This is a genomic window from Pseudomonas sp. MS01C9 (assembly GCF_058202755.1).
In genome coordinates, this window is sequence record NZ_CM177073.1 from 5,084,977 (window position 1) to 5,108,506 (window position 23,530).

The 23,530-nt window shown below is 63.1% G+C and carries 21 protein-coding genes; 7 read left to right on the forward strand and 14 right to left on the reverse strand.

Going from position 1 to position 23,530, the window contains the following annotated elements:
* Positions 1-305 precede the first annotated feature (305 nt).
* From AC1M7R_RS23085 to AC1M7R_RS23100, 4 genes are all read left to right on the forward strand, one after another.
* A complete protein-coding gene (locus tag AC1M7R_RS23085; protein WP_072390942.1) occupies positions 306-2,321 on the forward strand; it encodes a ribonucleoside triphosphate reductase in 2,016 nt (671 codons plus the stop codon).
* Between the two features lie 31 nt (positions 2,322-2,352).
* On the forward strand, positions 2,353-2,514 hold the full coding sequence (gene nrdD / locus AC1M7R_RS23090; RefSeq protein WP_072390945.1) for an anaerobic ribonucleoside-triphosphate reductase: 162 nt from the start codon (positions 2,353-2,355) through the stop codon (positions 2,512-2,514).
* Positions 2,511-3,206, forward strand: coding sequence for an anaerobic ribonucleoside-triphosphate reductase activating protein (locus tag AC1M7R_RS23095; protein WP_072390948.1), 696 nt, complete (start codon positions 2,511-2,513; stop codon positions 3,204-3,206). The genes nrdD and AC1M7R_RS23095 overlap by 4 nt, the downstream gene beginning before the upstream one ends.
* Positions 3,207-3,308: 102 nt before the next feature.
* Positions 3,309-4,928 (forward strand): methyl-accepting chemotaxis protein, encoded by a 1,620-nt coding sequence (locus AC1M7R_RS23100; protein WP_072390951.1) that lies wholly within the window; start codon positions 3,309-3,311, stop codon positions 4,926-4,928.
* A gap of 142 nt (positions 4,929-5,070) precedes the next feature.
* Here AC1M7R_RS23100 and AC1M7R_RS23105 read toward each other — a convergent pair whose 3' ends face one another.
* The 4 genes from AC1M7R_RS23105 to AC1M7R_RS23120 are packed head-to-tail and all read right to left on the reverse strand — an operon-like array spanning position 5,071 to position 8,197.
* Positions 5,071-6,438, reverse strand: coding sequence for a 4Fe-4S binding protein (locus AC1M7R_RS23105; protein WP_076407376.1), 1,368 nt, complete (start codon positions 6,436-6,438; stop codon positions 5,071-5,073).
* Entirely contained in the window at positions 6,426-7,280 is an 855-nt protein-coding gene (locus AC1M7R_RS23110) for an FTR1 family iron permease (RefSeq protein WP_072390954.1), read from the reverse strand. Before AC1M7R_RS23110 ends, AC1M7R_RS23105 begins: the two co-directional genes overlap by 13 nt.
* 21 nt (positions 7,281-7,301) lie before the next feature.
* Positions 7,302-7,664 carry a cupredoxin domain-containing protein gene (locus AC1M7R_RS23115; RefSeq protein ID WP_072390957.1) on the reverse strand — a complete coding sequence of 121 codons (363 nt, stop codon included), beginning with the start codon at positions 7,662-7,664 and terminating at the stop codon, positions 7,302-7,304.
* A 2-nt stretch (positions 7,665-7,666) separates the two neighbouring features.
* Positions 7,667-8,197, reverse strand: a complete 531-nt coding sequence (locus AC1M7R_RS23120) for an iron transporter (protein ID WP_072390960.1) — start codon at positions 8,195-8,197, stop codon at positions 7,667-7,669.
* Between the two features lie 194 nt (positions 8,198-8,391).
* Here AC1M7R_RS23120 and AC1M7R_RS23125 point away from each other — a divergent pair, with 194 nt between their 5' ends.
* Complete coding sequence (locus tag AC1M7R_RS23125) at positions 8,392-8,619, forward strand: DUF3079 domain-containing protein (RefSeq protein WP_072390963.1); 228 nt, start codon at positions 8,392-8,394, stop codon at positions 8,617-8,619.
* Between the two features lie 142 nt (positions 8,620-8,761).
* Here the strand turns inward: AC1M7R_RS23125 and AC1M7R_RS23130 are convergent, their stop codons facing one another.
* From AC1M7R_RS23130 to AC1M7R_RS23140, 3 genes are all read right to left on the reverse strand, one after another.
* Positions 8,762-10,501, reverse strand: a complete 1,740-nt coding sequence (locus AC1M7R_RS23130; protein ID WP_076407112.1) for a dipeptidase — start codon at positions 10,499-10,501, stop codon at positions 8,762-8,764.
* 315 nt (positions 10,502-10,816) lie between these two features.
* Entirely contained in the window at positions 10,817-12,817 is a 2,001-nt protein-coding gene (locus AC1M7R_RS23135) for a peptidase U32 family protein (protein ID WP_072390970.1), read from the reverse strand.
* Between the two features lie 131 nt (positions 12,818-12,948).
* Positions 12,949-14,517, reverse strand: a complete 1,569-nt coding sequence (locus AC1M7R_RS23140; RefSeq protein WP_072459234.1) for a sensor domain-containing diguanylate cyclase — start codon at positions 14,515-14,517, stop codon at positions 12,949-12,951.
* Between the two features lie 236 nt (positions 14,518-14,753).
* Here AC1M7R_RS23140 and AC1M7R_RS23145 point away from each other — a divergent pair, with 236 nt between their 5' ends.
* A complete protein-coding gene (locus AC1M7R_RS23145) occupies positions 14,754-15,233 on the forward strand; it encodes a metallophosphoesterase family protein (protein WP_490609942.1) in 480 nt (159 codons plus the stop codon).
* 70 nt (positions 15,234-15,303) lie between these two features.
* Here the strand turns inward: AC1M7R_RS23145 and AC1M7R_RS23150 are convergent, their stop codons facing one another.
* From AC1M7R_RS23150 to AC1M7R_RS23175, 6 genes are all read right to left on the reverse strand, one after another.
* The gene (locus tag AC1M7R_RS23150; RefSeq protein WP_490609943.1) at positions 15,304-16,248 is read right to left on the reverse strand and encodes a GNAT family N-acetyltransferase; all 945 of its coding nucleotides are present in this window, start codon (positions 16,246-16,248) and stop codon (positions 15,304-15,306) included.
* Positions 16,245-17,513, reverse strand: a complete 1,269-nt coding sequence (locus AC1M7R_RS23155; RefSeq protein ID WP_490609944.1) for a phenylacetate--CoA ligase family protein — start codon at positions 17,511-17,513, stop codon at positions 16,245-16,247. The genes AC1M7R_RS23150 and AC1M7R_RS23155 overlap by 4 nt, the downstream gene beginning before the upstream one ends.
* 48 nt (positions 17,514-17,561) lie before the next feature.
* Complete coding sequence (locus tag AC1M7R_RS23160) at positions 17,562-19,973, reverse strand: acyl-CoA reductase (protein ID WP_490609945.1); 2,412 nt, start codon at positions 19,971-19,973, stop codon at positions 17,562-17,564.
* A 1-nt stretch (position 19,974) separates the two neighbouring features.
* A complete protein-coding gene (locus tag AC1M7R_RS23165) occupies positions 19,975-21,102 on the reverse strand; it encodes a LuxE/PaaK family acyltransferase (protein ID WP_072390988.1) in 1,128 nt (375 codons plus the stop codon).
* A gap of 22 nt (positions 21,103-21,124) precedes the next feature.
* A complete protein-coding gene (locus tag AC1M7R_RS23170) occupies positions 21,125-22,351 on the reverse strand; it encodes an MdfA family multidrug efflux MFS transporter (RefSeq protein WP_072390991.1) in 1,227 nt (408 codons plus the stop codon).
* Between the two features lie 228 nt (positions 22,352-22,579).
* Positions 22,580-22,717, reverse strand: coding sequence for a hypothetical protein (locus tag AC1M7R_RS23175; RefSeq protein ID WP_165887563.1), 138 nt, complete (start codon positions 22,715-22,717; stop codon positions 22,580-22,582).
* A 150-nt stretch (positions 22,718-22,867) separates the two neighbouring features.
* Between AC1M7R_RS23175 and AC1M7R_RS23180 the strand changes: the two genes are divergently transcribed.
* Entirely contained in the window at positions 22,868-23,056 is a 189-nt protein-coding gene (locus tag AC1M7R_RS23180; RefSeq protein WP_024780171.1) for a hypothetical protein, read from the forward strand.
* Positions 23,057-23,079: 23 nt separating this feature from the next.
* Here the strand turns inward: AC1M7R_RS23180 and AC1M7R_RS23185 are convergent, their stop codons facing one another.
* Positions 23,080-23,460, reverse strand: coding sequence for a fe2+ zn2+ uptake regulation protein (locus AC1M7R_RS23185; RefSeq protein WP_072390994.1), 381 nt, complete (start codon positions 23,458-23,460; stop codon positions 23,080-23,082).
* Between the last annotated feature and the right edge of the window lie 70 nt (positions 23,461-23,530).

Sequence of the window (23,530 nt, forward strand, 5' to 3'; positions counted from 1 at the left end):
CCCGCTGGGGGGCGCAGCAGGCCTGTTCTTGGTCTCACGGTCGTACCCCGATCCAATTGTGGGAGCGAGTTTGCTCGCGATGACGGCGGCCCATTGAACATCGATCTCAACTGACCCACCGCTATCGCGAGCAAGCGCGCTCCCACAGGGATAAGGGGGCTGCCAAAATGATCTTTCAAGCCTGATGGATAGTCGCCCCGGATTCTTGATATCGATCAATTGCAACTCGATCGTTTGGCCGTAATCTCCACTGCATATTGTGTTTTTATAAAGAAAAAATCCTATATGTAGTGTCTGGAGCCAAAATGCAAAGTATGTTGATCGCTGTGGGCTGTAACCGCTTGCACAAGCGCGATGGCAGCGTGGTTGCCTTTGACGCGAACAAGATCCGCCAGGCGCTGATCGCCGCCGGCAAGGCCACGGGCGAATATACCGAGGCCGAGGCCGAGGAGCTGCTGCAGGCGGTGCTGGCCCGGTTGGAAGGACAGACACGGTTGAACGTCGAGCAGATCCAGGACCGTGTCGAACGCGTTCTGATGGACGCCGGGTATTTCCTGTCCATGCGCGCCTACATCGTCTATCGCGAACAACACGGACGCCTGCGTCGGGATCGTCGCACCCTGGTGGAAGTCGCCACCTCGATGAACGAATACCTGGACCGCGAGGACTGGCGTGTGCAGGCCAACGCCAACCAGGGTTACTCCCTCGGCGGGCTGATCCTCAACGTATCGGGCAAGGTCACCGCCAACTACTGGCTCGACGAGGTCTACAGCCAGGCCATCGGCGAGGCCCACCGCGAGGCCGACCTGCATATCCACGACCTGGACATGCTCGCCGGCTACTGTGCCGGCTGGTCCTTGCGCACGTTGTTGCATGAAGGCCTCAACGGTGTGCCGGGACGGGTCGAGGCCGGGCCTCCCAGGCATCTGAGCAGTGCCCTGGGGCAGATGGTGAATTTCCTCGGGACCTTGCAGAACGAATGGGCCGGGGCCCAGGCCTTCAGTTCCTTCGACACGTACCTGGCGCCTTATGTGCGCAAGGACAGGCTCGGCTACGACGAGGTCCGCCAGGCGTTGCAAGAGTTCATCTACAACCTCAACGTCCCGTCGCGCTGGGGCACACAGACGCCGTTCACCAACCTCACGTTCGACTGGGTCTGCCCGCAGGACCTGCGCGAGCAGATCCCGGTGATCGGCGGTGAGGAAATGCCGTTCGCCTATGGCGACCTGCAACAGGAAATGGACCTGCTCAACCGGGCCTACATCGAAGTGATGCAGGCCGGCGACGCGAAAGGACGGGTGTTCACTTTCCCGATTCCCACCTACAACATCACCCATGACTTCCCGTGGGATAGCGAGAACGCCGACAGACTGTTCGAAATGACCGCCCGCTACGGCTTGCCGTATTTCCAGAACTTCCTCAATTCGGACATGCAACCCAACCAGGTGCGGTCGATGTGCTGCCGCCTGCAACTGGATGTGCGCGAACTGCTCAAGCGCGGCGGCGGCCTGTTCGGCTCGGCGGAGCAGACCGGTTCCCTTGGCGTGGTGACGATCAATTGCGCGCGCCTGGGCTACCTCTACAAGGGCAACACCAGTGCGTTGCTGCAACGCCTCGATACCTTGATGGAACTGGCCAAGGAGAGCCTGGAGGTCAAGCGCAAGGTCATCCAGCATCACATGGATGCCGGTTTGTATCCCTACACCAAGCGCTACCTGGGCACCTTGCGCAATCATTTCTCCACCATCGGGGTGAATGGCCTGCACGAAATGCTGCGCAACTTCACCGATGACCAGCAGGGCCTGCACACCGAGCAGGGCCGGGTTTTCGCGCTCAGGCTGCTGGATCACGTACGGGCCACGCTGCTGCGTTTCCAGGAGGAAACCGGCCACCTCTACAACCTGGAGGCCACGCCCGCCGAAGGCACCACCTACCGTTTCGCCAAGGAAGACCTCAAGCGCTACCCCGGCATCCTGCAGGCCGGCAGTCCGGTCGCGCCTTACTACACCAACTCCTCGCAACTGCCGGTGGGCTTCACCGACGATCCGTTCGAAGCCCTGGAGCTGCAGGACGAACTGCAATGCAAGTACACCGGCGGCACCGTGCTGCACCTGTACATGGCCGAACAGATTTCTTCCGCCCAGGCCTGCAAGCAACTGGTGCGCAAGGCCCTGGGGCGATTCCGGCTGCCGTACCTGACCGTCACGCCGACGTTCTCCATCTGCCCGGTGCACGGCTACCTGGCGGGCGAACACGAGTTCTGCCCCAAATGCGACGAGGCCTTGCTGCTGCAACAACAGCGCCAGGGCAGCGTTCACTGATCCGATCCATCGACCGCAAGGAGCTACATCCATGACTGCATCACAGACCGTTCCACAGGCACAGCGCCAACGCTGCGAAGTCTGGACCCGAGTGATGGGCTATCACCGCCCGGTGGCGGCGTTCAACCCAGGCAAACAGTCCGAGCACCGCGAGCGGGTGCACTTCACCGAAAGCGCGGCCGGGCGTCCATGAGTCGAGTGCTGCGGGTCGGGGGCATGGTGCCCCTGACCACCCTCGACTATCCGGGCCAACTGGCTTGCGTCCTGTTCTGCCAGGGGTGTGCCTGGCGTTGTCGCTATTGCCATAACCCGCAACTGATCCCCCCGCGCGGCAGCGAGGAGGTGGACTGGTGCCGGGTACTGGCATTCCTGCAGCGTCGCCAGGACCTGCTCGATGCCGTGGTCTTCAGCGGTGGCGAGCCGACTCTGCAGGACGGCCTGGCCCTGGCCATGGAAGAAGTGCGGCAGATGGGGTTTCGCGTCGGCCTGCACAGCGCCGGTATCAAGCCGGCGGCTTTCGCCAAGGTGGTGGGCCTGGCCGACTGGGTGGGTTTCGACATCAAGGCCCTGCCCGAGGACGCGCTGGATGTCACCCGGGTCGAGGGAAGCGGTGCCGCCAACTGGCGCAGCCTCGACCACTTGCTGGCCAGTGGCGTGGATTACGAATGCCGCACCACCGTGCATTGGCACCTGTTCGATCCCGATCGACTGTTGACCCTGGCCCGGCGCCTGAGCGAGCAGGGCGTCAAGCGTTTCGCCGTGCAACTGGTGCGCACCGCCCGAATGCTCGACCCCCATCTTTCCAGCGTTTCGGCACAAGCCTTGCAGCCCGAGCTGTGGGGAGCCCTTCGCGAGTTGTTCCCCTCGTTCGTGTTGCGCAGTTGACACTGCCACGCTGAGGCTCATCGGCCCGGCCTGACCGGGCATTTTCTCAAGGTTTTCAAATGCGCTGCCGGATGGCAGGTAGTTGAACAGGGAGCATTTGATATGACCAGACTCACCACTGCCCAACGTATCGTCATCGGCTTTGCCATCGCGCCCCTGGCGTTGATCGCCCTGGCGTTCTACGCCTTGCACGACCTGGCGACACTGCGCGACCAGGCCGAGCAGATTGTCCGCCAGGACTGGCCCAGGATCGATCCGATCATGGTGATTGCCACGGGCGTGCGCGATAACGCCCGCAACACCCGGGACCTGTTGATCGACAAGGACAACGCCCAGGTCCAACAGTCCATCGATGCCACCCGGCAACGCATCACCCAGGCCTTTGCCACGCTGGAACCGCTGTTGGTCCAGCCCGAAGGCAAGGCCGCATACGCTGAACTGAAAAAGCGCCGCGAAGCCTACGTGGCGGCGTTCGTCCAGGTGCAGACGCTGATCCGCCAGGGCGCAAGGGACGAGGCGATGACGCAGCTGCGCCAAGGGGTGATCCCGGCGGAGCTGGAGGTGTACAAGAGCCTGGAAGGGCTGATGGCGATGCAGGGCAAGCTGTTCGCCGAGCGCGAGCGCCTGGCCCAGGAACGCTACAGCGATGCACGACGCAACATGCTCGCCCTGGTGCTGATGTGCCTGGCCCTGGTGAGCACTGTCGCGATACTGGTGACGCGCAGCGTGACCCGTCCGCTGGGCGGTGAACCCGATGATGCGGCACGGGTGCTGAACCTCATCGCCCAGGGCGACCTGACGATCCGGGTTCCCGTGGGCGTCGGTGCGAATGACAGCGTGATGAGCAACATGCATGACATGCAGCAGAATCTCAACGCCATGGTCCGCCATATCGCGGCCTCGGTGGACCGGGTGGCCAGCTCGTCCGAAGAGTTGAGTGCCGTCAGCAGCCAGACCAACAGCACCTTGCAATTGCAGGGTATGGAAATCGAACAGGCCGCGGCGGCGGTGAACCAGATGACAGCCGCGGTGGATGAAGTGGCGCGCAATGCGGTGAGCACCAGCGAGGCGTCGCGCCTCTCCGAACAGACCGCCCAGCGCGGGCGCGAGCAGGTCCAGGAAACGGTTGCGTCCATCGGCGTATTGGCCGATGGCGTGATGGATTCCTCCTCTCGCATCCAGCAACTGGCGGGACGGGTCGAGGACATCAGCTCGGTGCTGGACGTGATCCGCAGCATCGCCGAACAGACCAATCTCCTGGCGTTGAACGCCGCCATCGAGGCGGCCCGTGCCGGCGACGCCGGAAGGGGCTTTGCGGTGGTGGCCGACGAGGTCCGGGCGCTGGCCCATCGCACCCAGGATTCGACCCGGGAAATCGAAGACATGATCGGCAACATCCGCCAGGACAGCGGCCAGGCAGTGAGTGCCATGCAGAGCAACAGCGAGCGGGTGCAGAGCGCCCTGCAAGTGGCCCAGCGCTCGGGCGATGCCCTGGATGAAATCGCCCGTTCGATCTCGCAGATCAACGAGCGCAACCTGATGATCGCCAGCGCCACGGAACAGCAGGCGCTGGTGGCCCGGGAGGTAGACCGCAACCTGACGGGGATTCGCAACCTGTCCGAGCAGGTGCTGCTGGGCGCCCGTCACACCGACACGGCCGGTCAGGACCTGGCCCAGATGGCGGGTTCGCTGCATGAAACAGTGGCGCGGTTCAAGGTGTAGCCAGCAGGCGATGCCCAGGGACATCGAGCGATGTCCCTGGTCCCGGAGGACGAGCCAGCTCGCAATGGCGGTGAGTCAGCTTATGGCAAAAGGGGCCGTGCCGATGTCATCGCAAGCAGGTTCGCTTTCACAGGGCGGTGTGTCACCAGCCCCAGAACTGTAACCACCAGCCATAGCCCACCAGCCCGCTGGCCGATACCAGGCAGGCCATGGCGGGCAATCGCTGGAGGGGTGTCGCTGCGCTCTGTTCCAGGCGCCGGTAACCCAGCCAGAGGCTCCAGGCGATCGCCGCCACCAGCAGCCCGGCGCGAGCCGGCTGTACCCACTCGAGCAACAACCCTTCATAGCGCAACAGCTTGACGGTGGTGGCCGACAGGCCGAGGAACAATCCTGCACCGCCAAGGGGCGTCAAGGTGATGGCCAAGGGCCAATATTGGGCGGGATCGCCCACGAATCTCGCCGCCAGGCGCATCAGCAACAGCAATGAGGTGCCCAGCAGCATGGCGCTCGTGCCCAGGTAAGCGAGGATGCAAAACCCGTCGAGCCAACTGAAACTGTCATTGGCCTGGGGGTAATGGGTCAGCAGCCACCAGGGAGCATTGTCCTGCAGCGGCCAGAACAGCTCGTGGGCAACCAACCATTGTGCCAGCGCTTGCTTCAAGGCGATGAACCAGGGGCTGACGGTCCATTGAAAGGCGCCCATGGCCAGGCCGATGACCCCGAACAGCAGCAGGCGCACGTCCCATGCCGAGACGGTGGCCGGCGTCGCCTCCAGGATTTCCTGGCTGCTGGAACGGGCAATCAAGCGCACCGCATCGCGCTGGCCGCTGCAACGACCGCAGGCGTGACAGTCCGCGGCGCCCCGCAGGCGGCGGATATCCAGCAGCGGCGCGCAATTGGGCGGCGGGCGGCGGGGGCCAAAGTTCTCCAGCCAGCGTTGTTCGTCCACAAAAAAATGCACCGGCGCCAGGCGGGCGAGCAGGGCGAAGACGCCGCTGACCGGACACAGGTAACGGCACCAGACCCGCTTGCCTCGGGCGAACAGCAGGCCGACCACCATGGCCGCGACGGTCGAGCCTCCCAGGATCAGCAGTGCCGCCTGGGCGTAGTCATAGACGCTGATCAGTTGGCCATAGATCGTGGTCAGGCAGAACGCCAGGGTGGGCCAGCCGGCCCAGCGCATCCCGCGGGGCACGCCCAAGCCCTTGCCATACCGACTGGCCCATTCGCTCAACGCGCCCTCAGGGCATAACACGCCACACCAGAGCCGACCGAACAGTACGATCGACAGCAAGACGAACGGCCACCAGATTCCCCAGAACAGGAACTGCGCCAGCAGGGTGAGATTGTCGAACAGCCGCGCCTGGCTCGCCGGCAATGGCGCCACGGCGGGCAGCACCAACAGCACGGCATAGAACAGCACCACCCCCCATTGCACGGCGCGAATGGTCGCACCGTGGCGCCGCATGCCATCGCCCAGGCGCTGGAGCCACGGGTTCAGGTCGGGCATGGCAGGCTTCGCGTCTTGCGCGGCCGCAGCCATCCGGCCACCAGCAGCCAGTAGCCCAGCCATACGACCAAGGTCAGCATGCTGGGGCTCGCCCGATAGCCGGCGAAGTCGGCCAGCAGGCCGCCCAGGCCATGGCCGTCGTCGAGTACCGCGCCGGTGTCCCAGAGGGCGTCCCCGATGGCGCGATACACCGGCTCGGGCCAGTCCATGGCGAGCCATTGCCCGGCGATCCGCTCCATGCCGCTGACCAGCAGCGCGGCCCCCAACAGCAGCAGGATCGCTTCGCTGATGGCGAAGAAATGTGGCCACGAGATGAACCGGCGGCTGCCGTGCAGCAGGGTGACGGTCAGCAGTGCCAGCGCCAGGCCGGCTACTGCGCCAATGGCGAACAGGCCCAGTGACGTGCCTTGCAACCTCGCACCGGCGCCGTACAGGAAGACCACGGTTTCACTGCCTTCGCGGCTGACCGCCAGCAGTGCCAGGACCAACAGCCCAAGGCCACCCTGGCGGTCCAGGCGCTCACCGGCGTGGCGTGTCAGGTCCTGCTTGAGTGTCCGGGCGTTTCGGTGCATCCAGCCCACCATCTGCACGATGAGCAGGCTGGCGATCAACGCCAGGGCGGCTTGGAACCACTCGTTCGCGGCACCACTCATGGCCTCGCCGGCGAGCAGGATCAGGCCGGCCAGGAGCGCCGACACCAGCAGGCCCAGCGCGGCTCCGCTCCATACATAGCGCGACAGTCGTCGGGACTGTGGCCGGCGACCGACCCAGGCCAGGAGAATCCCGATGACCAGCAGCGCCTCGACGCTTTCGCGCCAGACAATGAACATCGATTGAGTCATGCAAACGCCTCCTGCTGGCCGTTACCGGGCCAGGATGCCGCCCTCGGGCAGTTGCGGATTGAATTCATCGAAGAACGGATAGTGCCCGGGGCGCAGCGGGTGGATCACGACGAACGTGGTGACGCCCGGCGACAGGACCTTTTCCACCCGCAAGGGCGTGCTCTCGAACTCTGCCGGACCCTGGCCGACGTTCTTGAGCACGATCTTGAAACGTTGTCCGGCGGGCACTTCCAGCAGGGCGGGGGTGAAGTGGCCATCACGAATGCTCAGCTCGTAGGTCGGCAATTGCGCATGGGCCGCCGAAGGCAGTGCCAGGCCGGCCAGCATCAGCCACGCCAGGCGGCGATGGCTGGCGGCGTGGGGCGTGCGGGGTGCACGGTTCATCTTCAATACCCGCCTTTCTTGCCGATGCCGGCATAGACGAATTCGTACTTCAATTCACAACGTTCGAACCACGGCGCCACGCCGGTTTCCTTGTCGGTATGACGGCCCAGGGAGGCATGGCCACCGGGCGGCAGGACGGTGAAGGTCAGTTGATATCTACCGGGGCCGAGCAGTTTCACGTTGTCGCCGTAATGCGGTCCGTCGTTGGCCACCATGGCGTGGAAGTCGCCTTTGAGCTCGGTGTCGTTGCCCTGTTTCTTCAGCTTGAACGAGACGTTGAGGTAAGGCACGAAGCTGCCCTCCTGGAAGCCTTGCTGATTGTCTGCCGTGGCACGGATGTCGGCTTCCAGGTGCACATCGGAATCCGCCGTGGCCCGCATCATGCCGGCGGGGGCCATTTCGATCGGTTGCAGGTACACGGCACCGACCTCGAGTCCTGGGCACAGTTGCGGTTCGCCGATGGGGTATTCCCTGGCCTGGGACAGCGGTGCGATGAACAGCAGGGCGAGAGACAGTGGGGCAAGCGTGCGCATGACGATTTCCTGAACGGCTTGGAGTTGGGCCGAGTCTAGGAATGTTCGCTGCGAATAATAATGATTATTGTCAATTTCCAGCGCGATTGCGCCGGGCCAGATCGTGGTTCATCGCCCGTTCTTGATCGAAATCAAATGTGCCCTGGCGGTACAGCGATAGGGTGCACCTACACCCATCCGTCAGCGGTATCGACATGGCCAAACCCTTTCCCATCAGCCCCAAACACCCTGAACGTATCTGCTGGGGGTGCGATCGGTATTGCGCATCGACTGCCCTGGCGTGCGGCAACGGTGCCGATCGCACCATGCACCCGGCGGAGATGAGCGGGGAGGATTGGTACCTGCAAGGTGACTGGGGCCTGGAGCTGGTGGACATCACCGCCAAGGTCATCGACCCAAGCGCCACTCACCTGAAGGAATGAAGCAGCCTTGTCAGGTCCTGTACGAACGGCCTTGATACTCGTTCATGTTGCGTTGAAAACTGCCTCGCCTGAGCTTTCTCTCAAGACTTTTCGTACAGACCCTGGGAGCCAGCAAAGCTCACTGGCCCCCGAGCAGGGATGTCTACAACTTCGGCATCTGCCCGATCCGCCCCATCATCTCGGTCACGATCTGCAGGTCCAGCAGGAATTGCTCGACGGTCTTGAACTCGTTGTCGTTATGACCGGTGTACTTGACGTCAGGCATCGCCAGGCCGAATTGCACGCCGTTGGGCAGGTCATGGACCGACGTAGCGCCCGCCGAGGTGCCGAACTTGTGTTCCATGCCCAGGTTCTCGGTGGCCACGGCCAGCAGCGCCTTGACCCATTCACCTTCGGGGTTGCGGTACATCGGATCGTCAATGGAATAGTCAAAGGCCACCGCAACGTCGGACTTCTTGCTCCAGGCCGCCAGCTTGTCAGCGATTTCCGTCTTGAGCGCTGCCGTAGGCTTGCCGACCGGCACCCGCAGGTTGACGGCGAGCTTGAAGGCTTTGTCATCCATCCCGACGTAGGTCAGGGAGGCGGTCAACGGGCCCATGAAGGTGTCGGAAAACCCGATCCCGAGCTTGTTGCCCAGGTAGTCCAGGCCCCAGTTTTCGGCGGCGTAACGAGCGGCATCGGTGATGTGGTTGTGCTTGAGCGCCACCTGTGCGTCGAGGCCGTTGATGAAGTCCAGCATCCTCGCCACGGGGTTGACGCCCGACTCGGGTTCGGAGGAGTGGGCGGAAACCCCGGTGAAGGTCAACTGGACATCCGGGCCGGCCACCTGGGTAGCCACTTCGAAATCGCCGCCATTGCGCCTGGCGTACTCGGTTGCGGCCTTGAGCAGGCTGGCGGCCAGCTCGGTCGGCCTGTCGCTGGCGAAGGTGGCCACCGAAGTGGATGGAATCTGGTTGGTTGCCAGGCCTCCGGTCAATCCAGTGATTTCGGCGCCCTTGCCCTCTGCGGTGCGCCGGGGGAACTTGGCCATGACCGTGCCATAGCCTTTCTCGGCGATCACGACCGGATAGCCGCCATCCAGCGCCAGGTTGTAGTCGGGTGTGGGGTTGCGTTCGAAGTAGTAGGGGATGGCGTCGCCGGTGGTTTCCTCGGTGGTGTCCACCAGCAGCTTGAAGTTTCTCGCCAGCGGCAGTTGTTCTTCCTTGATGATCTTCATGGCATAGAGCGCCACGACGATGCCGTTCTTGTCGTCCTCGGTGCCCCGGCCGTACATGCGGTCGCCCACCAGGGTGATTTTGAACGGGTCGAGTCGGGTGCCGTCCTTCAGCACCCAGTTCTGCGGCGTCACGGGTACCACATCGGCATGGGCATGGATGCCCACGACCTCGTTGCCGCTGCCTTCGAGTGTAATTTCGTAGACGCGGTTATCGACGTTGCGGAAGTTCAGGTTGAAAGACTGGGCCAGGCTCTTGATCTTGTCGGCGATCTTGAGGAACTCGGGATTCTCATGCTGGGCCACGCCGTCCTGGCGGTACGTCGGGATGGCCACCAGCTCGCGCAGGGTTTCGGTGGCCGCGGCACCGTATTTCACCCGGGCATAGAGGCCCAGCAGGCGATGGATTTCGTTCTGCTGCTCAGCCGAAAGGGGTTTGTTGCCCTGGAAGGCACTGATGGCCGGAGCCAGATTGGCCGTTTTGGCCAGGTCGCTCTTGGCGACTTCTGCGAGGAACTGCCTGAAGTTGGAGACCGGCGTGCTGGCGAAGGTTTTGACGATGGTCGAGCCCTGCTGGGCGGTGATGTTGGCGAAGGCGGGCGTGGTCAGCGAGGCGAGGCTGGACAGCATCAGGGTGGCCGCGGCCAGGTGTTTGAGCGAGAAGTCCATTGCTGGGCATTCCTTTGCAGGCGGTTGGGAGACAAGTGTCTGATTTTGTGACACAAACGCTTACAACCTAACAGGCGAGCGAGGGGCGGGGGAGTCTTGCAGGGGATTGTGTCGCACAGCGAAGCAAAAACGGCGCAGATTTGAAAAACGATGTGGGTGAGCGGGTATTCACCTGATCCGAGCCTGATGCAGGACCCGGGGAACGCCAAGCGGGTCCACGACTGGCCAGCAGGCTCGCGATGGCGGTGGATCAGCTTGCATCCAGGCTGATCCGGTTGCCGTCGTCGCGAGCCGCTCGCTTGCGCAGGGCGTGGCTCAGTGCGGTGCGCGCGGGATGGTCTTGAGCAGGTCTTCAGGGCTGATGTAGCCGACCACCGGCTCCGCCGTGCTGCCTGGCAATGGCAGGTCGAGGATATGCCCCTTGATCTTGCCGATGACGTGCATCTCGCATGGCTTGCAGTCGAACTTCAGGGTGAGCACCTCGTCGCCGTGTATCAGTTGCATCGGCGCAACCTTGGTGCGCACGCCGGTGACGCCCTTGGCTTGCTTGGGGCAGAGATTGAACGAAAACCGCAGGCAATGCTTGGTGATCATCACCGGTACTTCGCCGGTCTCCTCGTGGGCCTCGAACGCTGCGTCGATCAGCTCGACCCCATGGCGATGATAGAAATCCCTGGCCTTCTGGTTGTAGACGTTGGCCAGGAACGACAGGTGCGACTCCGGGTACACTGGCGGCGGGTCGGTCTCGGCCTTGCGGCCACCGCGTGGATGGGCGGCGACACGGGCAGCGGTCAGGGCTTCGATGACTTCGCGCCGCAACGCCTTGAGCTGCGAGTTGGGGATGAAGAACGCCTGGGGCGCATCCAGCTTGATCGACGTGGCGTGATAGTCGGTGGTGCCCAGTTGGCCGAGCAGGTCGTGCAACTGCTCCAGTGCCTGTTCCGGTTTGTTCGCCAGGCCGAAGGGGCCGTCGAGGCTGACGCTGGCACTGATGCCTTCTTCACTGGTGGCGACCAGTTCCAGGCGTTCCTCGCGCAGGTGCGCGACCCAGGACAGGCCCACCCGGCGTTCGGCCGAAGTCTTGAGCAGTGCTTGCTGCCAGTTGTGGTCCAGGTTGCGGCTCAACGGGTGGTTGGGACGTAGCTGGTACATCCCGGCTGGCATCTCGTTGGGCTCGACGCGGTAGCGGTAGCGCTTCTGGCCGTCCTCTTCGAACTCGCCCCTGGGCTCGGCGATGTTGGCCCGGAAGCCCACCACTTCCCGCTTGACCAGCACGTTGAGGCCGTCGCCGTTGGACAGCGGGTCGAACGTCACCACCTGCAGGTCGCGCTTGCCGACCTTTTCCACCACGCCCACCGGTACGCCGGTGAAGGTCGGCGAATCGAAGGCGCCGATGTCGATCTTGCGCTCGCTGACGAAATAGTCGGTGCTGCCCCGGTGGAAGGTCTTGTCCGGATCGGGCACGAAGAAATGCGCGGTACGGCCACTGGAGGCGCGGGCCAGGTCGGGACGGTCTTCGAGGACATCGTCCAGGCGCTGGCGGTAGTAGGCGGTGATGTTCTTCACATAACCCACGTCCTTGTAGCGCCCCTCGATCTTGAAGGAGCGCACACCGGCTTCCACGAGGGCACGGATGTTGGCGCTCTGGTTGTTGTCTTTCATCGACAGCAGGTGTTTTTCATAGGCGACCACCCGGCCCTGGTCATCCTTGAGGGTGTAGGGCAGGCGGCAGGCCTGGGAACAGTCCCCACGGTTGGCGCTGCGGCCGTTCTGGGCGTGGGAAATGTTGCATTGACCGGAAAACGCGACGCACAGGGCGCCGTGGATGAAAAATTCGATGGCGGCATCGGTTTCGTCGGCGATGGCGCGGATTTCCTGGAGATTCAACTCCCGGGCCAGTACCAGTTGCGAGAACCCGGCCTGGTCGAGGAACTTGGCCCTTGCCAGGGTACGGATGTCGGTCTGGGTACTGGCATGCAGCTCGATCGGCGGAATATCCAGTTCCATCACCCCCAGGTCCTGGACGATCAACGCGTCGACACCAGCATCGTACAACTGATGGATCAGCTGGCGGGCCGGCTCCAGTTCGTTGTCGTGCAGGATCGTGTTGAGGGTGGTGAACACCCGGGCGTGGTAACGATGGGCGAACTCCACCAGCCGGGCGATATCGCCCACCTCGTTGCAGGCGTTATGACGCGCACCGAAACTCGGGCCACCGATGTACACGGCGTCGGCGCCGTGCAGGATGGCCTCGCGGGCGATGGTCACGTCGCGGGCAGGGCTGAGCAATTCCAGATGATGCTTGGGCAAGGACATGTGTTTTTCTAATCAGGCTGGTCACGGTCGAAGCGCGCATTGTAGCCGTCAGGCGGCTGCCCGGCACCTGTGGACTTGGATTTGTGTGCGCGGACCGATGCACGGCGGTACCGCGGCCGTCACCCGGAGGGCTAGCGCGGCGCCGGTTCGGCGCTGCACCAGCGGTTGCGCCCGGTGTTCTTGGCCAGATACAGGAAGGCATCGGCGGCCTTGATCAGCATGGCGGGCGTCACGTCGTCCGTGCCTGGCCGACAGCTGGTGATTCCCGCGCTGGCGGTGACGATTCCCAATGGATGGTCGCCGTGTTCGATGTTCAGCGCCCTGATGGATTCCAGTATCGTCTGGGCGACCTTGGCGGCACCCACGCTGTCGGTACTGGGCAGCAGGACGGTGAACTCTTCACCGCCATAGCGGACGGCCAGGTCGCTCGGCCGCTTGACCGCATGCTGGATCGCACTGGCGATCGCCCGCAGGCAGTCATCGCCCGCGGCGTGCCCGTATTTGTCGTTGAAGCGCTTGAAGTAATCCACGTCCAGCATGATCAGCGCCAGCGAAGAACCCTGGCGCCTGGCCAGTCGTAGCTCATCGGCCAGGGTGATGTCCAGTTTCCTGCGGTTGTACAACCCGGTGAGACTGTCGGTCAGGGCCATGGCCCGCATGGTCTGGTGCGCATCGAGGATCTGTTGTTCCATGGCCATCCGATAGCGCAACTGGCTCAGCACGATCAGGCCGAAACTGACCAGGGTCAGGATCAGGAACACCAGCACGAAACCGGTCTTGAGCAGGTCGCGACGCCAGGGGGCGATGATGGATTCCCGGGACAGGCCGGCTTCCACCACCAATGGGTAGGTGGTCAGGGCTCGGTAGCCATACAGCCGCTCGGTGTCGTCGACGACGGCCCTGGCTTGCGCGATGCCCTGGTTCGAGTTCGGCAGGAAGTGCTTGAAGATGACGCTGTTGACCAGGCTCTTGCCCACCACCGAGTCGATGAAGGGGCGTCTTACCAGGATGGTTCCATTGCGCATGGCCAGGACCAGGGCGCCCTTGTCGTCGATCTTGAAATCACCGTAGTAATCGACGAAATAACTGACCTTGACGGTGCCCAGCAGCACCCCGGCGAAGGAGCCATCGGGATTGTTCAGGCGGCGGGAGATGGGGATGATCAGATCGTTGGTCGATCGGCTCCTGATCACTTGGCCAATGCGCACGTTTCGGTCTTCGTGGGTGCGGTGGTACTGGAAATAGTCACGATCCGAATTGTTCGCTTCCTCCGGTATCGCTGCCTTGTCCGTGACCAGCCATCTGCCGTCGGGCCCATAGATGAACAGCCCGTGCAGTTGCGGCATGATGGCCGATTGCTGCACCAACAGTTTGTGGATGCGCGGGATATCCATGTTCTGGAGTCCGTCGCCTTCCACGCGCTCGCTGAGCGCGGCGGTCACCACATCCACTTGCCGGATGGTGTCCTCGGCATGTTGCGCCGTTGCCCGCGCCAGGTTCGTCACCGAGTCGCGGGCGGCCGCGAAGGCCGCACGATAGTCACGCCATGTCCGCCAGCCTTCAACGCTGAGGAACGCCACAACCACCACCAGCATGAAACTGACCGTAAGCCGCAGTGCAGCCCCAGCCTTCACGGCCGGGTGGGAAAAGGCCTCGTCGGTACTGTCTATCTTTGGCTCCGGCTGTTTGCGTCCGAGCATTACATATCCTTTGGCGACTTTTCTGCGCATCTTGCGGTGCGCAGCCTACCTTATCCGAAACCGGCACGTTAGCTGACTACGGTAGGGCCGGTACAGGTGGTGGCACTCGTGGGGCGAAAAAAAGATAGAGTAAAGACACATGGGCCTGTGGCTAGTGCCCGTCGGGCGTCAGTCCAGTAATAGTCCATGCGTCGCGTCACGCAAGCCATTGCCGCAATGCGGGGGAGGGGGCAGGCATGAAGGTTGGCGTCATCTCCGATACACACGGCCTGCTGCGCCCCGAAGCGCTCGAGGCATTGCGCGGCTGCGAACAGATCATCCATGCCGGTGATATCGGTGGGCTCGATATTCTTGAGCGATTGGCCGAGATCGCCCCTTTGCAGGTAGTGCGCGGTAACAACGATCTGGGGGCCGACTGGGCTGGCCGGCTGGCCGATCGCCTGCAGTTCGACCTCTGCGGGTGGCAGGTCTTGCTGGTGCACGACATCGCCGATGTCCCGGCTTCACTCGACCCGCGCGTGAAACTGGTGATCACCGGCCATTCCCATAAGCCCGGCATCGACTGGCGCGGCGAGCGCCTGTACCTCAATCCGGGCAGTGCAGGGCGTCGGCGTTTCAAGTTGCCGGTGACCCTGGCCTTGCTGGAGGTGGATGCAAACGCCATTGAACCCAGCATCGTCACTTTGCTGGAGGACCCGCCGCCTCCCGGCCCATGACCGGGAGGCGGCGGCGATCAAGGCTTCTTCGATCCTTGCCCCTGGTACGGGTGCGCGCTGGTCGCTGGTATCATGCCGCCGAGCTTGTTATCGATCCTCTCCAGTTCTCGGTATGGGCCTGTAGTTGCTCATGCAAACGTTGCATCGGTGCTGAGATCAGGTCGAGCCGGCGGGCCAGCGCCCCTCGGTGGAACAGCGCCTGCCAGCTGATATCTGCCTCGCCGGGCATCAGCCCGGTGAAGATGAATCCGGCCGCCATCAGTCGCCGGTAATCGTCGTTGAATTGCCGGCGAAGGCTGAGCCTCACTGAGATGGACCAGTGGGCAGGCAATTGTTGCAGTTGCCTGGCCAGGTGACGGCCGATGTGTCCAGCCACGACGTCGACCCGCCCCGGCAACTGCCTGAGTTGCAGAGGTTGCACCGAGCACGGGGCGTCATCGAGCGTGACGCCAAACCGCGATGCCATTGGGGCCATGAACCATTGGCATGTCGCAGGCCATCGGATCGAGGGCAATGGCCGGCGATGGCCCTGGATCATCTGGCAGCCGACCACCACGGTTTCGGCCAGGGCAACGTCGAACGGCGAAGGCACATGGTCGGGCATCAGCCCGGTGTCATGGAAACCCAGTCGTTGTGCCAGCCGTTGGCTGTAGGGATGGCTGGTGACTTGCTTGATCGACAGCCTGGCGAGTCCGAGGTCCTGGCACCGCTCCAGTAACTGCCGACCCAGGCGGGTTGCAATCTGACTGCCTTGCAGGGTGGGATCCACCGCCATCAGCGCCAGTTCCGCATCTTCATGACGGGGGGCAGCCTGGCACAGCGCAGCATGGCCGACGACACGTTCATCCAGCACCGCCACCATGGAATGCCACCGTTGGTGCAGGTTATGTTGGCAGATCATGTGGGGCAGGTAGACGTCCGGCGAAACGTAGTGGTACCCGTACACCCGGCGGAACAGTTCGCTTGTGCCGACGGCATCCGCAGGCCTGAACGGCCTGATGACCAAGGCGCTCATTGGGTGCGGCCCGTCGGGCCGTAGGATCGCCGATCGATGACCGGCAGGTGCTTGCCGGAGCGGGGATGGCGCTCCAGGTCCCGTGCATGGCAGGCCCGGACCTCCAGGCCAACCCGCTCGATGCCCGGATACAGCCTGGTGAGAGCGGCCTCCAGCGCCAGTGACAATGATTCATATGCTTGAAGGGGAACGCCGGGGGTCCATTTGAGCACCACGCGATCGTTGCCTGCCACCTGCTCGATGATCAGTTGCCATTGAGCGTCACCGGCCATGCCCTGGATGATTTCATTGATCTGCGGCGCAGACAGCGAAAGCACGCCTACCCGTACCCGTTGACTGTGGCTGCTGCGTCCCTGAAGCGCGAACTTGCGGCGCGGCGTACCGACCGGTTCACGCCAGCAGGCACGGTCGCCTACCGGGTAGCGTAGGATCGGCATCAAGGTACGGGTGAAGTTGGTCACCACCAGGTTACCGGGTCGGTCGCACGCCTCGATGACATCCCCGCTCAGTTCATCGATGATTTCCACCCGAGTCTGTTCGTCGAAGACCCGGTGTTCCCCTGGATTGCAGTCCGGGGTACTGGCCCCCACCAGCCCGGCGTCCACGCTGGCATAACCGATCGATGTGAAGCGTGCCTTCGGAAGGGCGCTTCTCAACGATGGCAGTTGACCTTCGAACAGGTGCTCTCCACCGAACAGCACCGTGGTGACCTGGGGCAACGTCCGTCCCTGCTGATTCAGGTGGCTGGCGAATGCCAGCAAGTGCGCCGGAACCCCGGCCAGCACATTGATATGGTGCGCGGTAATGGCGTCCGCCAGGATGTCGGGTTCGACCGAGCCGGTGAAGGGGAACTCGGTGATGGCTGCTTCAATGCGAGACAGGGCGCCGTGAATGAACAGGAAACTGGCATACAGGTCCCCGGAAAAGAACAGATTGGCGACTCGATCCCCTGCCTTGAGTTGCGTGGACAGGCTGCGACCGAAACAGTCGAGCATCCATTGCCACTCTTGATGGGTATAGACCGACAGTTTCCCCTGGCCGGTGGTGCCCCCGGTCTTGAAGACCAGTGCGTCCTGTACCCGATCGGTCAGTACCTCCCAGGTGTCCAGGTCCTGGCTGTCGGACCAGTAATCGTTGACGTCCGCAACAGGTATGTCCTGCAAGGCGCAGCCCTGGGACGGTAGATGTCCCAGGTGTCTCTGGTAATACCTTGAATGCTGGCGGACATGGGCCAGCCAGGGTTCAAACGTGAAGGAAATGCTCATCGGGATTCTCTGGAAAAATTCACGGGGTGACGGACAGGCAAAAGGCAATCAGCCGTGTTTTCTGACGTCGATCACCAGCGGGACCTTGCCGCTGTGCCTGTTATGTTCGAAGCACTCGACCGGACAGGATTGGACTTCCAGTACCAGCAGGGCGGCATTGACCGAGGTGGACAATGGCCGCAGGCCCAGGACCCTGTGGCGGACCGCCCTGGCATCACCGTCGGCGCGAATCAGCAAGCGTTCACAGCCACTTGCGTCGTGATCGAGAACGACCTGGATGGCCACTTGCGCCCGTTCGGTGAGTTCCTGGGTATTGATGAACTCCGTGGCGATGCGAACCAGGCGGCCGTGACGCTGGCGCAATTCGAACCGTGGCGATTCCAGGCCACACGGGCAAGGGGTGGTCAACCAGCGTCCACAATCGCCGACTTCATAGCGGCGAAGGGGTTGTGCCTGGCGCAGGCGGGAAGTGAACAGCAGCCGTCCGGTGTCCCCACGCCTTAGCGGGATGTCCTGGTCCAGGGCGACGATTTCCAGGTGCTGGATGTCGGCCATCAGATGGAAGACACCCTCGTCGCTGGCGAGGCAGGCATGGCCCAGTGGGCCGGCATCCACGGTGCCATAGATGGCTGAGCGGATGCTCGTGACGCCGCAGTCCTGAAGCAGTTGCCGACTGCCTTGGCCCAGGTGCTCGCCACCGAGCAGTACCTTGCGTACGCCACCGTAACCCTGGAGCGCGGGCCGCTGGCTGGAGAACAAGCGGTGCAGGGTGCTCGGCATGCCCACTACGGTGTTGACGTCATGGGCGACGATCAACCGGGCGATTTCATCGAAATCGTTGTCCGAGGGAGCGCCCATGGGGTAGTGCACGACGTTCATCTGTTCAAGAATTTTCGAAAAGCTGAAAAAACCGCCATAGAGGCCGCCCCCGTAGAACAGGTTCATGACACGGTCCCGTGCGGGATCGAGTCCGGCGGCGCGCAACCCGTCGGCTGCCGCGCGCATGTGGCGATCGAAGTCGCGATGACTGTAGGACGCCAGCACAGGCGCACCGCTGCTGCCGCCGGAGCGGAAGAACAGCTGTGCCTGGGCACTGACGGGTAATGCGGCGAAAGCCGCCTTGTCCATGATGGGTGTCGAGGCGTCGACCGACAGAGCGGGGGGCGGCCGGTCCAGGGTGACCCGATGAGGTGCGATATCCGCCTCGAGACTGACCGACACCCGACGGCTCAACCGTTGCAGCGCATAGACGCCGTCATGGGGCTCGCCGTCATAGCCTTGCTGGACGGCCGCGGTCGCTGAAACACGGGTTACGCCAGCGGCTAGCAGGCCGCGGGTCAGTTCCGCGGCCTGGTCCGCTTCACACATGAGCGCGCAGCTTTGCAGTACATTGCGCCAGGGCAGCAGGGTTTCGATCAATGCCGCCCGAGGGACGGGGCGCAGCAATAGCGTGCGGAACAGCGGCGATGGCGACAACTGGCGATGATGTTCCCACAGAATGCGCCAGCCGCTGCCGTCCCAGACCTGGCCGGTGACTTGCGCGAAGCTCTGGTCCAGTCGGGCAAGAGCCGTCCGGGTAGTGATCTCGCAGGCCTCCGCGGTGCTGACCGCCAGCGCCGGCCAGCGCCCGGACCGTCGTTCGAACGCAGCGGCGAGCGCATTGCCCAATGCCTGCAACGCAGCAGGTTCATCGCTGTCCACCAGCAGCCATTGCGGGCTGGAGCAGGCTTGCTGATCCAGGCGGCAGATTTCGTCCACCAGGCAGTCCAGTGCCTGTGGGCTGGCGGCGCGGAGCGTGACATAGGCGAAGCTGATGCGATGGCCCCAGTCGATCCAGCGGCACCCGCCGGGGATCTGCTCGCGCATGGCCCTGAGGGCCGTTTCTCCACCCCACGCGCTGACGCCTTGCGCCAGGGCGAAGAGACGTTTGTTCTCGTGGTACGGCAGCGGCAATACCGCCAGGTATTCGCGCAGGCGGCCACTTGGATCGCAATCGAGGAAGGCCTTGAGCGCCCGCGCCGTCAGGCCCTCGTCACGGGTGCTTGGACGTATCCAGTTGATGTTGCCCGCCAGCAGGCTTTCCAGGGCGGCGCAGAACGCCAGCAGCGGTGCGTTGCCCGGCGTGACGTGTACCACCAGGCCCAGGGGCTGCCAGCTTTCGAAGGGGCCATCGCTGTAGTCGATGCGCCTGATCGAGCGAGGGGACGGTCCCAGTTCACGCGTCAGCTTCACGCCCAGGTGATCGCGACTGCAGAAGGCGATCAGCGCCTGGCACTGATCCTCGGTCAGGAATGGGGCTCGACCGGCAGAGCGCAGCTCTTCTACGAACGTCTCGGCGCATTCGAGCACGCTGTCGCTCGAGGGTGGCGAGGCCAGGAGGTCGGGCAGCCGTGCCTGCAACCGCTGCAGCGTCTCGTCCAGGGGCAGCTCCCCATGCAGTTGGCCGTTGATGAGGTACATGTCAGTTCTCCTTGATCATTTCGGCGGCCGCCATGGCACAGCTTCGGCTGGCGCTGGTACCGGCACGGCCATGCAGCTCGAACCACTGGGTAGCCGAGCCGCATTCGCAATCGGCGGGGTGCAGGGTCGCGAGGTCGCTCATCACCACGGCATGGGCCGGGCTGGAAGAGATGTAGGGCGATACGAAAGACAGCAGACCCGGTGCGCCGAATGGCTGGACGCTGAAATCCGAGGGGTGGCGGACGAAGACTCTCGAGTACACCGGCACATGGAAGCGGTGGTGCGCACATTCGATGTACGGCACGGCATGTTCGACCGCGCCATAGCCGTCCCGGCAACGCTGGGTGTCGATACCCAACTGCCGGCGGATGTGCTCATAGACCTGCTGGCGGGGAATCTCCTGGGCGGCCTGTTTTTTCCAGCCGCCTCCCAGGAACACCAGGGAATCGGGCGCAAGCTTCAGGTCCGGGACGGCGCTTTCGCGCATGCGCTCAAGTACATGGCAAAGCAGCGCCGGGAAGCCGAATATCCTGACCGGCAGGCCCTGCTCGGCGAATTCCTGCAATGCGCGGATGACGCCAAAGACATCGAACTCATGGCCTTTTCCGGTGCGCCGCAACGCATACGCAACGCGATTGACCGGGGCAAAGCGACACAGGAACTGATCGGTATAGGCAGTGCCCAGGCGATTGTCAGGTTCGGGTTCGTGGCCGAGCAACAGATAATTGCAAGGCGAATCCGGCGTGAACCAGCCGTAGTGCTCGAAGATCCGCGCCACCATCCCCTGGGCGGCCGCCATGCTGCGTTCGTCGTAGCGCATGCGGCTTTTCTGCCCACTGGTGCCGGAGGAGGTCAGTTCCAGGGCATCCCCGGCGGTGGGGCTGAGCAGCAGTCGCTGCTTGAAGTAATTGGCGTAGATGGGCGGCAGGCGCGACCAGTCGGTCAAATGTTCCAGGTCTGCGGCGCCAAGGCCGTTGGCGTTGAGCCAGTCTTCATAACCCGGCGTGTGGTGGCTATGGAACAGGCTGATCTCTGCCATGGCACGATCGAACAGTCCGGTGGGCATCGATTCGGGGCTATAGGGATGGCGCGATGCGCATAGCGCATCGGCATGGGGGAAATGGATCATTGGATTTCCTCAGGACGGCAAATCAGGCTTGAGTGACCGGACGGGTCATGAACAGGCGCAACACCACAAGACAGCTGAGCCCGGCGACGCCGGTCTTCAGCGCAAAGGATTCCAGGCTTGATCCGGCGCCCAACAGTGCCAGCAGCGAACCGGCCGAGCTCATCACCGCGATGGAAATCATCCCGACCATGGCCGAGACCAGGCCTTTGCTATCGTCGCTGGCGTAAAGGGCCAGTCGATACAGTGCTGCGTTGCCCATGCCCAGCCCGAGGGCATAGAGCGACAGGGCGCCGACCAGAACCGGCAGGGAAAGCGGCAAGCGGCTGGCGAGCACCAATGCGATCAGGCCTGCACACAGGGGCCAGAGGCTGTAGCGCAGCACACCGCGCACGCCAGCCCGCTCCACCAGGCCATTGAGCAGGAGATTGCCGAGGATCACCGCGGTGAAGACCGGAACCTGCCACAGCCCGTACAGCAGCGGAGAAAGGCCCTGGCCCTCGATCAACAGCAACGGCGACAGGCCTATCCAGGCAATCAGGGGCAGGCTCATCAGGCCCAGCGCCACGCTGGCAGAGAGGAAACCGACATGGCCCAGCAAGGCGCCATAACGCTTGAGCAGCCTGGGTAGCTCGAAGGGCTCGGACGCCGACTGGCGATAAGCCGGTCCGGGTTTGTGCGGCATGAACCCCCACAAGGCCAGCCAGCTCATCGCCCCCAGGCCGGCCAGCAGCAGGAACAGCTCGCGCCAGGACAGCCATTGCAGCATCAGCCCCCCCAGCAAAGGACCCAGCAAGGGAGAGAGAAGGGCGAGGTTGCCCAGTAGCGCCATGACCTTCACGGCGTCCGATTCGCTGAACATTTCCTGTATGGCGGGATAGCTGACGGCAATCACGAAGCCCAGGCCCATGCCCTGGATCAGGCGAAGGCCATTGAACCCCGGCATGTGGGTGACCTGGGTAATCGCCGCGCACGCCAGCACGAAGCCGGCACAGCCGGCGAGCATGAAGGGGCGCCGCCCATGGCGATCCGACAGGGGGCCGATCAGCCAGGGCAGCATGACGCCGCCCAGCAGGTAGAGGTTGAAGGCATAGGGTATCTGGTCCGCAGTCGCACCGAGCTCTTCGGTGACTGCAGGCATGGCGGGCATGACCAGGTCACTGGCCATGTAGGTGAGGAGTTCGAAAAGCGCGATAGCCAGGCAAAAACCTGTCAATCGATTGGGTGAGGAAGTTGTCAGCAAGTTTTGCATGGTTTCCAACGTTATTTTCAAAGGAGGTAAGTGCCTCTTATTCGAGAATACGTGGGCGGGTTTCAGGGCCGAAATAAGCGTTGCCCTTAGTTTGCGGAGGAAACCTGACTTAAAGTTGTACGAACAAATGCCCTGCCGTGTGGGCATTTGTTCCTGCTTTGGGTAATCAGTCTGATGCCGCTGGCCTGGCAGGCGGCCCGTCGGTTTCTGACGATTCAGCCACGTCAGTCAACGGTGTGGGTCGAAGCCTGGACCGCCGTGGCGCCCTGGCCCATCGCCATGACCCCGGTCGTGAGGAAAGAACAGGCAGCCGCCCAGCATCAGGGTGGACGACAGTGCGAGCAGCAGGGTTATACGACGAAACATAAATAAATCCTCATGATGAACAGCACCGGGTTGCGTGCAAACGCGCCTTCGGCTGTACCATGGGACCCCGTGTGCTGCCCCTTGTCCCTGGAATCGGGTAGGCACCTGGCAAGCAGACGGATACAGAACGGATACATTCAGGAACTGGCAATGACTCATTCGCAACGCTTGAAATACTCGATCCTGATCGTCCTCGTGGTCCTGGCAATCATGCTCGGGCTGTCCTGGATGCAGAACAAAGGCATGATCAGCGAACAGCTGTTCCAATACATCGCCATTGCCGTGGCGGTCATCGTCGTCGTGATCAACGGGGTGATGCGACGCAAGGTCAAGCCCTAGCGCTTTGCAGGGAGCGCCTGGCGTCAGTCGCCAGCCTCGAGCGCAGCCATTGCCCTGTGGTGCAGGCTATAGCTCTTGTCGGGGTTGAGTGTCAGTACCCCCTCGCTGCACAAGCGCTTCAAGACCTCGCGTACGCTGAGGAAGGACAATGGAATGTCCAGCCCCACCAACTGGCTGTGTACCCCTCGTACACCCAGGCTGCGGTTTTCCCCTGCCGCCGTCAGCAGCGCATCGATGACCTTGAGGCGAATCAGGCTGGTTCTGAGCCCGAAGCTCTTGAGCAGGCGCCTGATGTGCTCATTGCTGCCGCGTTCCGTTGGCCTGGCGAACACGTTGTCGGGGGTCTTTATCGCGATGCCGGTTGACCCCGGCTTACCCTCCCTGGGCAGTTGCGCGTTATGCATGCAGAAACTCCTTACCAGCCTGAACAGAAGAAAAGATTGCAAATACTCTCCTGATAGGACGAACGAGAGC

What these genes read in the sequence shown, in the direction of transcription:
- AC1M7R_RS23085 (WP_072390942.1), top strand. Translation starts at nt 306, where the DNA reads ATGCAAAGTATGTTGATCGCTGTGGGCTGTAACCGCTTGCACAAGCGC.
- nrdD (WP_072390945.1), top strand. Translation starts at nt 2,353, where the DNA reads ATGACTGCATCACAGACCGTTCCACAGGCACAGCGCCAACGCTGCGAA.
- AC1M7R_RS23095 (WP_072390948.1), top strand. Translation starts at nt 2,511, where the DNA reads ATGAGTCGAGTGCTGCGGGTCGGGGGCATGGTGCCCCTGACCACCCTC.
- AC1M7R_RS23100 (WP_072390951.1), top strand. Translation starts at nt 3,309, where the DNA reads ATGACCAGACTCACCACTGCCCAACGTATCGTCATCGGCTTTGCCATC.
- AC1M7R_RS23105 (WP_076407376.1), bottom strand. Translation starts at nt 6,438, where the DNA reads ATGCCCGACCTGAACCCGTGGCTCCAGCGCCTGGGCGATGGCATGCGG.
- AC1M7R_RS23110 (WP_072390954.1), bottom strand. Translation starts at nt 7,280, where the DNA reads ATGACTCAATCGATGTTCATTGTCTGGCGCGAAAGCGTCGAGGCGCTG.
- AC1M7R_RS23115 (WP_072390957.1), bottom strand. Translation starts at nt 7,664, where the DNA reads ATGAACCGTGCACCCCGCACGCCCCACGCCGCCAGCCATCGCCGCCTG.
- AC1M7R_RS23120 (WP_072390960.1), bottom strand. Translation starts at nt 8,197, where the DNA reads ATGCGCACGCTTGCCCCACTGTCTCTCGCCCTGCTGTTCATCGCACCG.
- AC1M7R_RS23125 (WP_072390963.1), top strand. Translation starts at nt 8,392, where the DNA reads ATGGCCAAACCCTTTCCCATCAGCCCCAAACACCCTGAACGTATCTGC.
- AC1M7R_RS23130 (WP_076407112.1), bottom strand. Translation starts at nt 10,501, where the DNA reads ATGGACTTCTCGCTCAAACACCTGGCCGCGGCCACCCTGATGCTGTCC.
- AC1M7R_RS23135 (WP_072390970.1), bottom strand. Translation starts at nt 12,817, where the DNA reads ATGTCCTTGCCCAAGCATCATCTGGAATTGCTCAGCCCTGCCCGCGAC.
- AC1M7R_RS23140 (WP_072459234.1), bottom strand. Translation starts at nt 14,517, where the DNA reads ATGCTCGGACGCAAACAGCCGGAGCCAAAGATAGACAGTACCGACGAG.
- AC1M7R_RS23145 (WP_490609942.1), top strand. Translation starts at nt 14,754, where the DNA reads ATGAAGGTTGGCGTCATCTCCGATACACACGGCCTGCTGCGCCCCGAA.
- AC1M7R_RS23150 (WP_490609943.1), bottom strand. Translation starts at nt 16,248, where the DNA reads ATGAGCGCCTTGGTCATCAGGCCGTTCAGGCCTGCGGATGCCGTCGGC.
- AC1M7R_RS23155 (WP_490609944.1), bottom strand. Translation starts at nt 17,513, where the DNA reads ATGAGCATTTCCTTCACGTTTGAACCCTGGCTGGCCCATGTCCGCCAG.
- AC1M7R_RS23160 (WP_490609945.1), bottom strand. Translation starts at nt 19,973, where the DNA reads ATGTACCTCATCAACGGCCAACTGCATGGGGAGCTGCCCCTGGACGAG.
- AC1M7R_RS23165 (WP_072390988.1), bottom strand. Translation starts at nt 21,102, where the DNA reads ATGATCCATTTCCCCCATGCCGATGCGCTATGCGCATCGCGCCATCCC.
- AC1M7R_RS23170 (WP_072390991.1), bottom strand. Translation starts at nt 22,351, where the DNA reads ATGCAAAACTTGCTGACAACTTCCTCACCCAATCGATTGACAGGTTTT.
- AC1M7R_RS23175 (WP_165887563.1), bottom strand. Translation starts at nt 22,717, where the DNA reads ATGTTTCGTCGTATAACCCTGCTGCTCGCACTGTCGTCCACCCTGATG.
- AC1M7R_RS23180 (WP_024780171.1), top strand. Translation starts at nt 22,868, where the DNA reads ATGACTCATTCGCAACGCTTGAAATACTCGATCCTGATCGTCCTCGTG.
- AC1M7R_RS23185 (WP_072390994.1), bottom strand. Translation starts at nt 23,460, where the DNA reads ATGCATAACGCGCAACTGCCCAGGGAGGGTAAGCCGGGGTCAACCGGC.